Source organism: Chryseobacterium nakagawai, assembly GCF_900637665.1.
GTDB lineage: Bacteria > Bacteroidota > Bacteroidia > Flavobacteriales > Weeksellaceae > Chryseobacterium > Chryseobacterium nakagawai.
On sequence record NZ_LR134386.1, the window covers coordinates 4,991,890 to 5,005,218 of the forward strand.

Genomic DNA, 13,329 nt, shown 5'->3' on the forward strand with positions numbered 1-13,329 from the left:
TAATCAATACAAATAAAAAATAAACAAAAACACTACAATACACTCGTTTTAACACAATATTCAAAAACCAATAATCTATTATCAAAATGCAGGATTTTCTATTTTATTTAAACCTTGGATGGGAACACATTATTTCTCTTGATGCTTTAGACCATCAGCTTTTTGTCTTGGCTCTGATTGCCGTTTACTCTTTTAGTGACTGGAAAAAAATACTGATCCTTGTAACAGCATTCACTATTGGACATTCAATTACGCTAGCTCTAAGTATTCTTGATGTCTTCAGAGTTCCTTCTGATTGGGTAGAGTTTTTAATCCCTCTCACCATTGTGCTGACATCTCTGGATAATATTATTATGAAAAACCAGAAGCAGACGCTAATGCGGGCTAACTACTATCTTGCTTTAATCTTTGGATTGGTTCACGGAATGGGTTTTGCCAATACGGCAAGAGTGATGATCGCCAAAAGCCAAGGTATTGCCATTCCACTATTAGGATTTAACATTGGATTGGAACTGGGGCAGATTGTTATTGTAGGTGCCATTTTGATATTCTTATTTATTCTGCTTACTCTTTTTAAAGTCAATAAAAAAGACTGGATCCTTTTTGTCTCATCAGGGGTCTTTGCTTTATCCTTAAAAATGACATTAGAAAGAATTCCTTTCTAAACGTGAAATATTTTTATCATTTCAACTGCTTATTACTATCTTTGATAATTATTAAATCATTTCGGTTATGAAACTAAAAGTTATTATACTTTCACTTTCTGTATTTGCCTATACAGGTTTCACCGCACAAAATATTCAGAATAACCCGGGTAGCAACCATGGAAATAAATTTGAGCAACTGGGAAGTATTCTGCGAACACCCAACATTTATAGAACTGCCTCTGGTGCTCCAGGACATGGATACTGGCAAAACAGAGCCGATTACAACATTACCGCTTATCTTGATGAGGATAAAAGAAATCTGAAAGGTTCGGAAACGGTTACTTATTATAATAATTCTCCTGATGAACTGGATTACATCTGGCTGCAGTTGGATGAAAATGAACATTCCAGTATCAGAAATGCAGGATATGATAACTCTTCTATTCTGCGTCCATCAACAACGGATCAACAGCTTAAGGTAACAGAACTCCCTGTAAAGGATAATGGCTATGGAGTGACCCTTGAAAAAGTAACGGATGCTTCAGGAAGTCCTTTAAAATATACCGTCAATAAAACCATGATGCGTATTGACCTTCCAAAAGCTTTGAAAAAAGGAGAAAAATTTATTTTCAAAGTAGACTGGAATTACAATATTGGAAACAGGATCAAAATGGGTGGCCGCGGAGGTTATGAAAATTTCCCGGAAGATGGCAACGACTTGTACACCATGGCACAATGGTATCCAAGAATGTGTGTATACAGTGATTTCCAGGGCTGGCAAAATCATCAGTTTACCGGAAGAGGAGAATTTGCCTTGGTTTTCGGAAATTTTAAAGTGTCTATGAATGTCCCTGCCGATCACATTGTAGGCGGAACAGGAGAATGTAAAAATTATGATCAGGTATTAACTTCTGATCAGCTTTCAAGATACAGAAAAGCAGAAAATGCTTCTGAACCTATAGAAATTGTCACCTTAGATGAAGCTAAAAAAGCGGAAAAGAATCATTCAAAGCAAAGAAAGACATGGGTCTTTGAAGCCAATGACGTAAGGGATTTTGCCTGGACTTCTTCCAGAAAGTTTGTTTGGGACGGCATGCGCGTTACCATTCCTGAAAATAACAATAAGGTAATGGCTATGAGTTTCTATCCTAAAGAATCTTACGGACTTTACAGAAAATTTTCCACAAAGGCAGTAGCTCATACCATTAAAACGTATTCGGAATTCACCATTCCTTATCCATATCCTGTAGCTCAATCTGTAGAAGCAGCCAACGGAATGGAATATCCAATGATCTGTTTCAACTTCGGAAGAACGGAAAAAGATGGAACTTATTCTGAAGGAACTAAAAACGGAATGATCGGAGTAATTATCCATGAAGTAGGCCACAACTTCTTTCCTATGATTATCAATTCAGATGAAAGACAATGGGCATGGATGGATGAAGGGCTGAATACTTTCACAGAGTATCTTACAGAAGAGAAATGGGATAATAAGTTTCCGTCTAAAAGAGGTCCGGCATGGACGATCGTAGATTATATGAAACTTCCCAAAGATCAGCTTGAGCCAATCATGAGCAACTCTGAAAATATTGTTCAGTATGGCCCGAATGCCTATTCAAAACCTGCTACAGGATTGAATATTCTTCGTGAAACCATTATGGGAAGGGAGCTTTTTGATAAAGCTTTCAAAACGTATGCAAAAAGATGGGCCTTCAAACACCCTGAACCGGCAGATCTTTTCCGTACCATGGAAGATGCCAGTGGTGAAGACCTTGACTGGTTCTGGAGAGGATGGTTCTATGGAACAGACCCTGTAGATATTGCGATTGATAAAGTAACCGTAGCTACTCCTAACCTTGAAACTAATCCAAAAGCAGCTGAGGAAATAAAATATCAGGTTGATAAGCCTTTAGTGAATAGTTTTGAAGACCTGTCAAAAATCAGAAACAGAGAAGACAAGAACATTACGTTCTATGTTGATAAAGATAAAGAAGCTCAGGATTTCTACTATCGATATGACAGAGGGCAAGAAAAAGTAAGCACTAAAGAATACACTACAAAAGTAGAGGCTACTCTTCCTTTAGATGCTAAGGATAAAGAGAAGTTTAAAAATATTACAGCGTATCAGATCGATTTCCTGAACAAAGGTGGCCTGGTAATGCCAGTCATTCTTGAATTTACCTTTGAAGATGGCTCAAAATTATATGACAAATCTTCAGCACAGATCTGGAGGCTGAATGAACAAAAAGTTTCTAAGACGTATTATTTTGACAAGAAATTGAAATCAATTCAGTTAGATCCAATGAGAGAAACTGCTGATATTGACACCACCAATAACTTCTGGAGCAGCAATGCTTCCGGTGGTGAAACATCAAAATTCCAGCTCTTTAAACAGAAACAGGAAGGAGGTCCTGCAAGAGGGAGCTCCAATGGAAAAGTAAATCCTATGCAGGCAGCCGGAAAAAGCTAAATAGCATAATTATTGGCAATCATTGCTATTAAAATATAATTGAAAAGCTCACTGAATCAGTGAGCTTTTTCTTTTTACATTAGAAATGTTTATAAAAGTTTAGCCTATTCTTTTTACCCCAAATATTCTTTCAGGTGTTTTTTGTAAGTTCTTCCTAATGGGAGCTGCTCTCCTCCTTTCAGATAAATTGTATTCGAATCATATGAACTGATATGAGAAGAAAGGACAATATAGGATTTATGAATCCTGATAAACCCTAAATTTTGAAAATTTTCTTCAAAATTAGACATCCGTTCCAAGATCATATATTTTTTCAAATGGGTGATTAAAATAATATATTCGCCAAATCCCTGAACCCATTTTATATCTTGAAGAAGAACTTTATTCATGATATAATTAGACTTGAACATAATGAAATCTTCCTGTTTTTTATCTTCCGCAGATTGTTTAAACTGTAAAAAATCCTTTGCTTTATAAACTGCTCTTTTAAATGTTTCAAAGTCTACAGGTTTCACCAGATAATGCACAACATCCAATTCAAATGCTTTAACGGCATATTGAGTTTCCAATGTAAGAAATATGCATAATGGTTTATAGGGAAGTTTAAGTAAAAGATCAATCCCATTAATATAAGGCATATTAATATCCAGAATAACCAGATCTACTCTATTCTTCTGCAAATATTGTAGCGCCTCTTCCGGGTTCTGAAATATCTCCAGCAAATCGATATCTTCTATCCCATCACAATAGTGCCGGATAAGTTCTAACGCGGGATATTCATCATCCACTCCTACGATAGTGAGGTTAGCCATTATAGTTTAATTTTTAAAGTAGTTTCGTATGTATTATTCATAGCCGCTTCTGATATAAAAGTAAATCTTTCAGGGTAGTATTTTTCCAGAATGCTGATGACTGCTTCATTTCCCAATCCATTATCATTAACGTTATTCACAAGATTCCGGTTCTTTGCCATAGAATTTTTAATTTCAAATGATAGTTCCTGATCCTGTATTTTATAAAATACACTGATAAAACTATTTCCTTCAATCCCCACTGCTGAATGTTTCAGAGCATTTTCAAATAAGGTAAGACAAACTGATGGAGGTACTTCAATAAGCTCCAATGTTTCTTCATCTTTTATTTCAAACCTGATATCCAATAGGTTATTATACTTTAACTGGTAAAGCCCAATCAATGATTTAATCGTTGAAAACTCCTGCATAAGCGTAATCTTTTCCTTATTGGTATCATAAATAACATACTGCAACAAGCGGCTTAACTGCAAGATAGATTCCGATGTTTTCTCGGATGGATTAAAGCTTTTCGAATAAATATTATTAAGGGTATTCAGTAAAAAATGAGGGTTTAATTTTGATTTTAAAAGGTCAAGATACAGTTGGTCTTTTTCTTCCCCTAAGTTTTTAAAATCCTGTTCAATCAGAAATTTATCCTTAGTAATTCCCAGAAATGAGGCTACCAATATAACAATACCCTGAGCAGTATACACATTGTAAAGGAATTTTGTGTTGGATAGTGTTTCATCAAATTTCATATTAAACACGGCAGGTTCCAGCAAAATTCTAAACAGGCTTGATACCAAAAAACAGATAAATGCATACAGAATAAACTCCGGATACTTATTGGAAAGATAAAACCTGGGTACCAGATAAAAATAGACCAGATAGTAAATCCCAACATTGAAAATAATCACAAATAATACGGACCAAATGAGCTCCGGAACATCCAAAAAGTAGTTTTCGGTGAAAAAAGTGATGATAAAGAAGAAGAAAAAGAAGAAAATATGCTGAAACTTCAGCAAAAGTCCCCAATGATATTCCATCAGTCTCTTTAAAATTCTACCACTAAGTAAAACCCTAAAAATCAATAATATAAATACAATATTTATAATAAAAAACATCTAAAATATCCAATTTTCAATCTTTCAAATATAAGACCTTTTTCTCCCCGGATTGCAGTTTACTGATAAAAACTGCTATTGATTGAAAAATAAATTCCCGGCTCCTTCTTATAAATATATTTGAGAAAGCAGGATATTAATTCAATTTTACATGAAAGTTAAATTATCATTAATCACCTTTTTTCTACTAGGTGCAAGTCAATTTGTGATCGCTCAAAGCCGGGACAGTTATAATATGTGGTTCCAATACCTTATGTCTGCAAAACTTACAGATAAAAGTACCTTGACAGCCCTTTCCCAATACCGGTCTTTTGACCTGGCCTATGACACCAGACTTTTTTTGGTTTCTGCTTACGTAGATTATGAAGTTGCTAATGAGGTAAGACCTGCTGTAGGAGCCATGTTTCTTATTCTGGACTCTTACAAGTCTGATAATACCAAAAAAGAGAGGTATGAAAAAAGACCTTTCCAACAAGTGAGCCTGGGAGGCAATATCGGAAGAACTTCTATTTCTCACCGGTTTCGCGTGGAAGAACGTTTCATAAGCAATCCGGATGAGTTCATTGTAAGGCTTCGCTATCTTATTTCATTAAGAATCCCATTCAATAAAACCGGGGAGAAAGAAAGATTTTATGGGATCCTGAAAAATGAAATCCGAATGAATGCCAGCAAAGAAGAAACATTCGACAGCAACCGTTTAACCGCCGGGATAGGAATAAAAACAGGAAAAAACTCAGCCATAGAAGTTGCTTTTATCAACCAGCTGGAAACCGGATCTACCAGTAACTATGCCTATATCGGCTATCGAAACAATTTTGACTGGAGAAAAAATAAAAATAAATAACCTCAAATACAAACCATCTATGCTTACATTCCTTGGATTTTTGATGATCATCATTTTTATGGTGCTTATCATGAATAAAAAGATGACTCCTCTTACTGCCTTAGTTATTATCCCGGTTGCCATTGCATTTTTAGCAGGTTTTGGACCTCAGTTGGGAGAAATGATGAAAAATGGAGTCAAGGAAATAGCCCTTACAGGGGTTATGCTCATCTTTGCCATTCTTTATTTCAGTTTAATGATAGACACCGGGCTTTTTGAGCCATTAGTCAATCTTATTTTAAAAGCAGTTGGAGACAACCCTGTCAAAACAACGATTGGAACAGCTATCCTCACCACATTGGTTTCTCTAGATGGTGATGGTTCTTCCACTTATATTATTGTTGTAGCAGCCATGCTTCCTTTATATAAAAAACAAGGAATGAATCCATTAACGCTGACCTGCATCATCATGCTGGCTGGCGGAATTATGAATATTTTACCTTGGGGAGGTCCTACAGCAAGAGTGATGAGCTCCCTGAAACTGGGACACACCGAAATTTTTGTGCCTATGATCCCTATTATGGCTTTAGGTATTATCTGGGTAATCTTTGTAGCCTACATTCTGGGAAAAAAAGAAAAGAAGCGCATCGCAAAATATGGGAAGTATACGAAATACAGTACGGGAGACATTGCCGGAGAATCTGACCCTCAACTTCTCCGTCCAAAACTAATCTGGGTGAATTTAATATTGACTCTTGTTCTATTAACGGTAATGATATTAGACATTGTTCCTCTCGGGATTGCTTTTATGATTGCCTTTTGTATTGCCTCTGTCATCAATTATCCCAAGTTGAAAGACCAGCAGAAAATTATTTCAAAACATGCCGGAAATGCTTTGTCTGTAGCAGGAATGATCTTTGGAGCAGGAATCTTTACGGGGATTCTTAATGGAACCGGCATCATGCAGGCTATGGGAAATAGTATGATAGATATTGTTCCCAAAAGTTGGGGCAGTTATCTGAATATTATTACAGCAATTTTCAGTGTTCCTCTTACTTTCTTTCTTACGAATGATGCGTACTATTTTGGGATATTACCTATTATTGAGGCTACAGGACGTCAGCTGGATATTGCCCCTGAAATATTGGGAAGAGCAAGTCTTGTTGGTCAGGCTTCCCACTTATTAAGTCCGTTGGTTCCTTCCACTTATCTATTGGTATCCTTAGCAGGTGTAGAATATTCTGACCATCTGAAGTATACTTTAAAATGGGCAATTGGATCATCGATTATCATGCTTTTAGGTGCATTAGTTCTTGGAACCATATGATAAGAATGTAATGAATAATGAGTATCTTCAATCTCAGAAATAATAATACAGCTTAAAAATTGTTTTGTAAAAACAGCTTATTTTTCAGATGAAATCCTTACAATCTCAAAAAACATTTACCGGAAAATATCTTAAAAATCTTACATTGTATGTGTTTACAGCAATGATAGGAGGCGTATTGGCTGGTCATTATGTTCCTCAGGAAAGTATAAGGCTGGGAGTGGTGAGCCGGTATTTTTTCATGATTCTGGAAACACTGATCCTTCCTGTTATATTTATGGCAGTGGTATATGGAATCAGCCAGTTGTCTGATCTCAAAAATGCCCGAAATATTGTATGGCAGACGATTTTATATTTTTTGGTAATCACTTCCATAGCTATTATCGTAGGTTTCGCTTTTGGATTAATGATGCAGCCCGGTTCTGATACAGGAATAGATGTCACCAAAATCAATACGGCGTTACCCAAAACATTTGAAATTAAAAATGATAATGTGCCCAACCTTATCTATCTCAACAGGCATGGTATTTTTCTATTCCTCTCTATTGCGATCGGAATTGCTATGAATTTTTCTTCAAAAAAAGAAAAATTCCTGAATATATTGGATCAGGGTGTGAATATTTTTTATACAGTCATTAAATACCTTTATATCATTCTTCCCCTCATTATTTTCTGTAATATCGCCTATGGTGTTTCTGTATATGGTCTCAATACCCTTCTTCCCCTGAGTAAAGTAGTTGCCACTGTATATATAGCGGATATTGTATTTATTTTTGGAATTCTGGGGGCTGTTTCTTATCTCTTCAAGTTCAATCTTTGGAAATTTTTACTGAACATCAAAGAAGAAATTATCCTGGTAGTCAGTACCTCATCTTCTAAAGCAGCCTTCCCTCTCATTTTTGAAAAAATGGAATCTGAAGGATACAGCAGGAAAATTTTAAGGTTTATTATTCCTTTAGGATATAATTTTAATCTTGCCGGAGCCTGTATCTATCTTTCCGTGACTTGTTGTTTCCTGGTTCAGTTTTATACGATTTCGTTAAGCCTCAATGATTATTTATGGCTTTTTATCATCGTTTCTATTACCTCAAAAACAGCTTCCGGTGTACCTGGTTCAGGATTTCTGGCTCTTATTTTCACTTTGAACAGATTCGGGAAAATTCCGTTGACGGATATTGCCCTTCTTTACAGTGTGGATCGTTTTATGAATGAGGCCAGATCGGTAACCAACTTTATAGGAATTGCCGTTTCCGGAGCTATTATTTCAAAGATCAATCAACAACAGAAAAGTAAAAAGATTTCTGTTTAATATTATTTAAAAAATTGTTATTAAAATGTATTCAATCCTGTAACTTTTTGAATTTCAATACAACTAACTAATAAAAAGACCATGAGAACATTCTTATTCCTTTTATTAGTAAGCAGCGCGAATCTCTTTTCACAGCAGCTTCTTATCCCAGAAAATATAAAGATCAATTCCCAATTGATCAAAGATGAAACATCAGAATCTGTATGGTATGCTGAAAATGCCGGTACAAAAATAGAAATCGGAAGTATAATTACAGAAATCAAAAAGCTGAACAAAACAGATCTTCTTATCAAAACAATAGTAAAAATAAAACAAGCTCCTGATGCTCAATGGACAGATTCTACTATTGTAAAAACCTCAAATTTCACCCCGGAATATCATTCTTCTTTTAATTCCATGCGGGACATGGTTCTAAAGTCGAGTAAAGATAAAGTGACCGGATATTATCTGGATAAAAAGACACAGAAAAAAGATGATATTGATATTCCTGCAACCCAATATTTTGACAGCAGCAGTTATGCAATGCTGATAAGATTTCTTCCATGGAAAGAACACTATTCTGCCGAAATTTCTATTTTCGACTACAACCCAAAATCCGAGAAAAAAGGAATGATGAAAGCTTATATTCTGGATACCCAAAAGTCAGAATATAAAGGAAAACCGGTCTGGGTTGTGAAAACAAATGACGATATCAGTAACAAAACCACTACCACCACCTACTATATTGATCCTGTAACAAGAAAAATTGTGAAACAGGAAATGGATATGAATGGAAGAAAAATGTTTCTGGAGATGACCTCATAAAAAGACAGATATTAAAATATCAATAGCAGCCCTCTGTCTACAAACGATTTAACAACCTGTATTAAAAACATTTACCTTTGAATCAACAATAAAAACACAAGCTGTCAAAAAAACCTGATTGACACTAAATGTTCAGGATTTAAAAAACAAAGGTATTATCTATGAAAAATGCAAAGTTACTAAACAGAGACACACAGAAATCCATTCTTGGAGGGTTATCTACAGCAAAACTTGTTTGTTGTGATTATGATGACCGTATGAAATGTATCCGCTGGATCGGACCGGGGCAATTTTGTCCATAAATCCTAATAAAAAAGATGATATAGAAGCCGGAGATTTTTCCGGCTTCTTTTTTTATATTCTCCTTTCTTGTAACGATTTTATCTCAATAAGTTTTATCGTTCATTTTTTTACCACATAAAAAAACAGGTAACAACTGATAACCAATCAATTAATTTTTAAAAAACAATTAAAATATATCACACATAATGGAAAAAAAACTTATCTTTGATCTATCTTTTAACACCAAATGTCAAAATCCTGATTGACTTTAAACGCTCAGGAAGTATACAAATTAAATATTATTAACTATGAAAAATGCCAAATTACTAAGCAGGGATGCTCAGAAATCAATCAACGGCGGTGCGGCAGGACGCTTTTGCTGTGAGTACAATTACAAAGGACAATGTATCTTATGGATCGGCCCGGGACAATATTGTCCATAAAAACAGGGTCCATAAAAATTAAACACCTAAAATAAAAGCCGGAATTTTCCGGCTTTCTGTTTTTTATTTTTCTGCCAAATTTTCACATTCCGTCATAAAAGTCTGCCATTTCAGCCGTCACCGTCTCATGGCATACATTTAGAGAATTACAACACAGAAATAATTAAAAAATAAATATATTATGTCAGTAAACTTTAAACCATTGGCAGACAGAGTTCTGGTTGAGCCAATCGCAGCAGAAACTAAAACAGCTTCAGGTATTATCATCCCGGATACTGCAAAGGAAAAGCCGCAAGAAGGTACTGTAGTGGCAGTAGGACCTGGTAAAAAAGATGAACCTACAACGGTTCAGGTAGGTGACAAAGTTCTTTATGGAAAATATTCTGGTTCTGAATTGAAGTTAGAAGGTAAAGATTACTTAATTGTAAAGGAAGCTGACTTATTAGGGATCATCGGTTAATTTGTAAAAAGTAAAATGTATTCATGTAAAATGATATTTTCAGGATACATCATTCATACATTGTACAAAGTACATTAATACAATAAAAAATTATGGCAAAAGAAATAAAATTCGATATTGAATCAAGAGACGCTTTAAAAAGAGGTGTAGATGCATTGGCTAATGCAGTAAAAGTAACTTTAGGTCCTAAGGGAAGAAATGTGGTGATCGAAAAATCTTTCGGTGCTCCACACGTAACTAAGGACGGGGTGTCTGTTGCAAAAGAAATCGAACTTGAAGACAGAGTAGAAAATATGGGAGCGCAAATGGTAAAAGAAGTTGCGTCCAAAACTAATGATATCGCAGGAGACGGTACTACTACCGCTACTGTTTTAGCACAAGCTATCGTAAGAGAAGGTCTTAAGAATGTAGCTGCCGGTGCTAACCCAATGGATCTTAAAAGAGGAATTGACAAAGCAGTAACTGCAGTTGTTGAAAACCTTAAATCTCAATCTAAAACAGTTGGAGATTCTACAGAAATGGTAAAACAAGTTGCTTCTGTATCTGCTAACAATGATGAAACGATCGGTGCTTTAATCGCTGAAGCTTTCGGAAAAGTAGGTAAAGAAGGAGTAATCACTGTAGAAGAAGCTAAAGGTATCGATACAACAGTTGACGTTGTAGAAGGTATGCAGTTTGACAGAGGATACCAGTCACCTTACTTTGTGACTAACCCTGAGAAAATGTTAGCTGAACTTGAAAACCCATATATCCTTTTAGTAGAAAAGAAAATCTCTTCAATGAAAGAATTACTTCCGGTTCTTGAGCCAATTGCACAAGGTGGTAAGTCTCTATTAATTATCTCTGAAGAAGTGGAAGGGGAAGCTTTAGCTACTTTGGTGGTTAACAAACTAAGAGGTTCTCTTAAAATTGCTGCTGTAAAAGCTCCAGGATTCGGAGACAGAAGAAAAGCAATGTTAGAAGATATCGCAATCCTTACAGGTGGACAGGTAATTTCTGAAGAGCAAGGTTTCACTATGGAAAACATCTCTTTAGATATGCTTGGAACTGCTGAGAAAGTAACGATCGACAAAGACAACACAACGGTTGTAAACGGTGGTGGTGACGAAGCGAAAATCAAAGGAAGAGTAGCTCAGATCAAAGCTCAGATGGAAACTACAACTTCTGACTACGACAGAGAGAAGCTTCAGGAAAGACTAGCTAAGTTAGCTGGTGGTGTTGCTGTACTTTACGTAGGTGCTGCTTCTGAAGTTGAAATGAAAGAGAAAAAAGACAGAGTTGATGATGCCCTTCACGCTACAAGAGCAGCTGTTGAAGAAGGTATTGTTGCAGGTGGTGGTGTTGCTTTAGTAAGAGCAATCTCAGCTTTAGATAACCTTACCGGAATCAATTCTGACGAAACGACAGGGATCAAAATCGTAAAAAGAGCGATCGAGGAGCCATTAAGACAAATCGTTGCTAACGCAGGAGGTGAAGGTTCTGTAATCGTTGCTAAAGTAGCAGAAGGTTCAGGAGACTTCGGATACAATGCTAAAACTGACGAGTATGTTCACATGCTTGAAGCAGGAATCATTGACCCAACGAAAGTAACAAGAGTTGCCCTTGAAAATGCAGCTTCTGTATCTGGAATGCTTTTAACAACTGAATGTGTAATCACTGAAGTGAAGAGCGCTGAACCAGCTATGCCAATGGGTGGTGGAATGCCGGGAATGATGTAATAGCAAGTCGCTAAGACAAATTTAATATATAAACCGTTCTGCTTTTGTGGAGCGGTTTTTTTATTCTGGTTTTCCGTAAGGAAATACTATATTTATATTTTATTTTTATTGATTAACAAATAGATAGCCCTAATAAAAGCAATATTAGCGCAAATTGTATATATAGTATTTGAACATTTAACATAAATTTTATGACTAACATTACACCAGAAGATAAGTTTAAGGAAATTTTAAAGCCATTAAAAAACGGAAGCTCATTATTATGGATTGGAATTCCATTAGTTCTAATAGCTCCTTTTCTTTTTACAAGGAGTTTTGGTATCTTAGATTTTACTGAAACAGGAACTATTGGTGACACAATCGGTGGAATAACTGCACCGATAATAGGTTTAATTGGTGCTATTTTAGTATTTCTTGCATTAAAAGCGCAAATTCAAGCTAATATACTTGTTCAAAAACAAATAGAAAGTCAAGAACAAGATAAAAAAATTGAAAATGAAAGTTTGCAGTTAAATAAATTATATGAAAACTTAAAAAGTAGCATTGATAATTTTAGTTATACAACATTAGATACTTGGGAATTTGCAAATCTAGATAATATTAAGCTAATAGGCTCAGAAGCATTCTATAAACTTTTCCAAGACTTTTATTGTGACTCACACTTAAATGAAGATGACTTAAAAACAAATCCAAAGATTACAGAAGTTATAAGTATTTTACAGATATGTGATACTTTGTTAGATAAAATTCTAAAATCAAATGTATACGATAAAGAAACGTTATATCTTTTGACAATGCATCAATTTATATATAGAGTTTTTCCAAGAATAAGTTCTGATTATCCAAATAATATTGAAATTTACTACTGTGAAAGTTGTAAAAAAAATCACGGATTTCCTTCAAAAATCTCAAGCTTGTTTAAAAGTATTATCGCTAAATGTGATAATAAAACATGCTAAAAAAATTTCTTCCAACATTGTATTGGCAAGATACAGTTAGAGTCTGGAATTGAAAATCCTTCCACTTTTTTGAAAACGTAGCTTCTGTTTTCGGAATGCTTCTACAACTGAATGTGTTATCACTGAAATTAAGAGCGCTGAACCAGCTATGCCAATGGGTGGTGGAATG

Annotated in this window: 11 protein-coding genes; 9 read left to right on the forward strand and 2 right to left on the reverse strand. The window is 35.3% G+C overall.

Features of this window, described 5'->3' with window-relative positions; translation table 11 throughout:
* Positions 1–86 precede the first annotated feature (86 nt).
* Complete coding sequence (locus EL260_RS22420) at positions 87–665, forward strand: HupE/UreJ family protein (RefSeq protein ID WP_123857713.1); 579 nt, start codon at positions 87–89, stop codon at positions 663–665.
* A 67-nt stretch (positions 666–732) separates the two neighbouring features.
* A complete protein-coding gene (locus EL260_RS22425) occupies positions 733–3,117 on the forward strand; it encodes a M1 family metallopeptidase (protein ID WP_123857714.1) in 2,385 nt (794 codons plus the stop codon).
* A 113-nt stretch (positions 3,118–3,230) separates the two neighbouring features.
* Here EL260_RS22425 and EL260_RS22430 read toward each other — a convergent pair whose 3' ends face one another.
* Together EL260_RS22430 and EL260_RS22435 are read right to left on the reverse strand one after the other, a co-directional pair.
* Positions 3,231–3,929, reverse strand: coding sequence for a LytR/AlgR family response regulator transcription factor (locus EL260_RS22430; protein WP_123857715.1), 699 nt, complete (start codon positions 3,927–3,929; stop codon positions 3,231–3,233).
* Positions 3,929–4,957 (reverse strand): sensor histidine kinase, encoded by a 1,029-nt coding sequence (locus EL260_RS22435; protein WP_123857716.1) that lies wholly within the window; start codon positions 4,955–4,957, stop codon positions 3,929–3,931. The genes EL260_RS22430 and EL260_RS22435 overlap by 1 nt, the downstream gene beginning before the upstream one ends.
* Positions 4,958–5,186: 229 nt before the next feature.
* Between EL260_RS22435 and EL260_RS22440 the strand changes: the two genes are divergently transcribed.
* The 7 genes from EL260_RS22440 to EL260_RS22470 all read left to right on the forward strand — a co-directional run bounded on the left by EL260_RS22440 (position 5,187) and on the right by EL260_RS22470 (position 13,160).
* On the forward strand, positions 5,187–5,879 hold the full coding sequence (locus EL260_RS22440) for a DUF2490 domain-containing protein (RefSeq protein ID WP_123857717.1): 693 nt from the start codon (positions 5,187–5,189) through the stop codon (positions 5,877–5,879).
* A gap of 19 nt (positions 5,880–5,898) precedes the next feature.
* Positions 5,899–7,185, forward strand: a complete 1,287-nt coding sequence (locus tag EL260_RS22445; protein WP_123857718.1) for a CitMHS family transporter — start codon at positions 5,899–5,901, stop codon at positions 7,183–7,185.
* A gap of 88 nt (positions 7,186–7,273) precedes the next feature.
* Positions 7,274–8,494: a dicarboxylate/amino acid:cation symporter gene (locus EL260_RS22450; RefSeq protein ID WP_123857719.1), complete on the forward strand. Its 1,221-nt coding sequence runs from the start codon at positions 7,274–7,276 to the stop codon at positions 8,492–8,494.
* A gap of 81 nt (positions 8,495–8,575) precedes the next feature.
* Entirely contained in the window at positions 8,576–9,298 is a 723-nt protein-coding gene (locus EL260_RS22455; RefSeq protein WP_123857720.1) for a DUF3108 domain-containing protein, read from the forward strand.
* Positions 9,299–10,204: 906 nt separating this feature from the next.
* Positions 10,205–10,483, forward strand: coding sequence for a co-chaperone GroES (locus EL260_RS22460; protein ID WP_045500963.1), 279 nt, complete (start codon positions 10,205–10,207; stop codon positions 10,481–10,483).
* 92 nt (positions 10,484–10,575) lie between these two features.
* A complete protein-coding gene (gene groL, locus EL260_RS22465; protein ID WP_115970371.1) occupies positions 10,576–12,201 on the forward strand; it encodes a chaperonin GroEL in 1,626 nt (541 codons plus the stop codon).
* A 191-nt stretch (positions 12,202–12,392) separates the two neighbouring features.
* Entirely contained in the window at positions 12,393–13,160 is a 768-nt protein-coding gene (locus EL260_RS22470) for a DNA translocase FtsK 4TM domain-containing protein (RefSeq protein WP_123857721.1), read from the forward strand.
* The last annotated feature ends 169 nt before the right edge of the window (positions 13,161–13,329 follow it).

Bases quoted from the DNA above. Each gene is read 5' to 3' on its own strand.
- EL260_RS22440 (WP_123857717.1), top strand. From the start codon at position 5,187: ATGAAAGTTAAATTATCATTAATCACCTTTTTTCTACTAGGTGCAAGT.
- EL260_RS22445 (WP_123857718.1), top strand. From the start codon at position 5,899: ATGCTTACATTCCTTGGATTTTTGATGATCATCATTTTTATGGTGCTT.
- EL260_RS22470 (WP_123857721.1), top strand. From the start codon at position 12,393: ATGACTAACATTACACCAGAAGATAAGTTTAAGGAAATTTTAAAGCCA.
- groL (WP_115970371.1), top strand. From the start codon at position 10,576: ATGGCAAAAGAAATAAAATTCGATATTGAATCAAGAGACGCTTTAAAA.
- EL260_RS22430 (WP_123857715.1), bottom strand. From the start codon at position 3,929: ATGGCTAACCTCACTATCGTAGGAGTGGATGATGAATATCCCGCGTTA.
- EL260_RS22435 (WP_123857716.1), bottom strand. From the start codon at position 4,957: ATGGAATATCATTGGGGACTTTTGCTGAAGTTTCAGCATATTTTCTTC.
- EL260_RS22455 (WP_123857720.1), top strand. From the start codon at position 8,576: ATGAGAACATTCTTATTCCTTTTATTAGTAAGCAGCGCGAATCTCTTT.
- EL260_RS22450 (WP_123857719.1), top strand. From the start codon at position 7,274: ATGAAATCCTTACAATCTCAAAAAACATTTACCGGAAAATATCTTAAA.
- EL260_RS22420 (WP_123857713.1), top strand. From the start codon at position 87: ATGCAGGATTTTCTATTTTATTTAAACCTTGGATGGGAACACATTATT.
- EL260_RS22460 (WP_045500963.1), top strand. From the start codon at position 10,205: ATGTCAGTAAACTTTAAACCATTGGCAGACAGAGTTCTGGTTGAGCCA.
- EL260_RS22425 (WP_123857714.1), top strand. From the start codon at position 733: ATGAAACTAAAAGTTATTATACTTTCACTTTCTGTATTTGCCTATACA.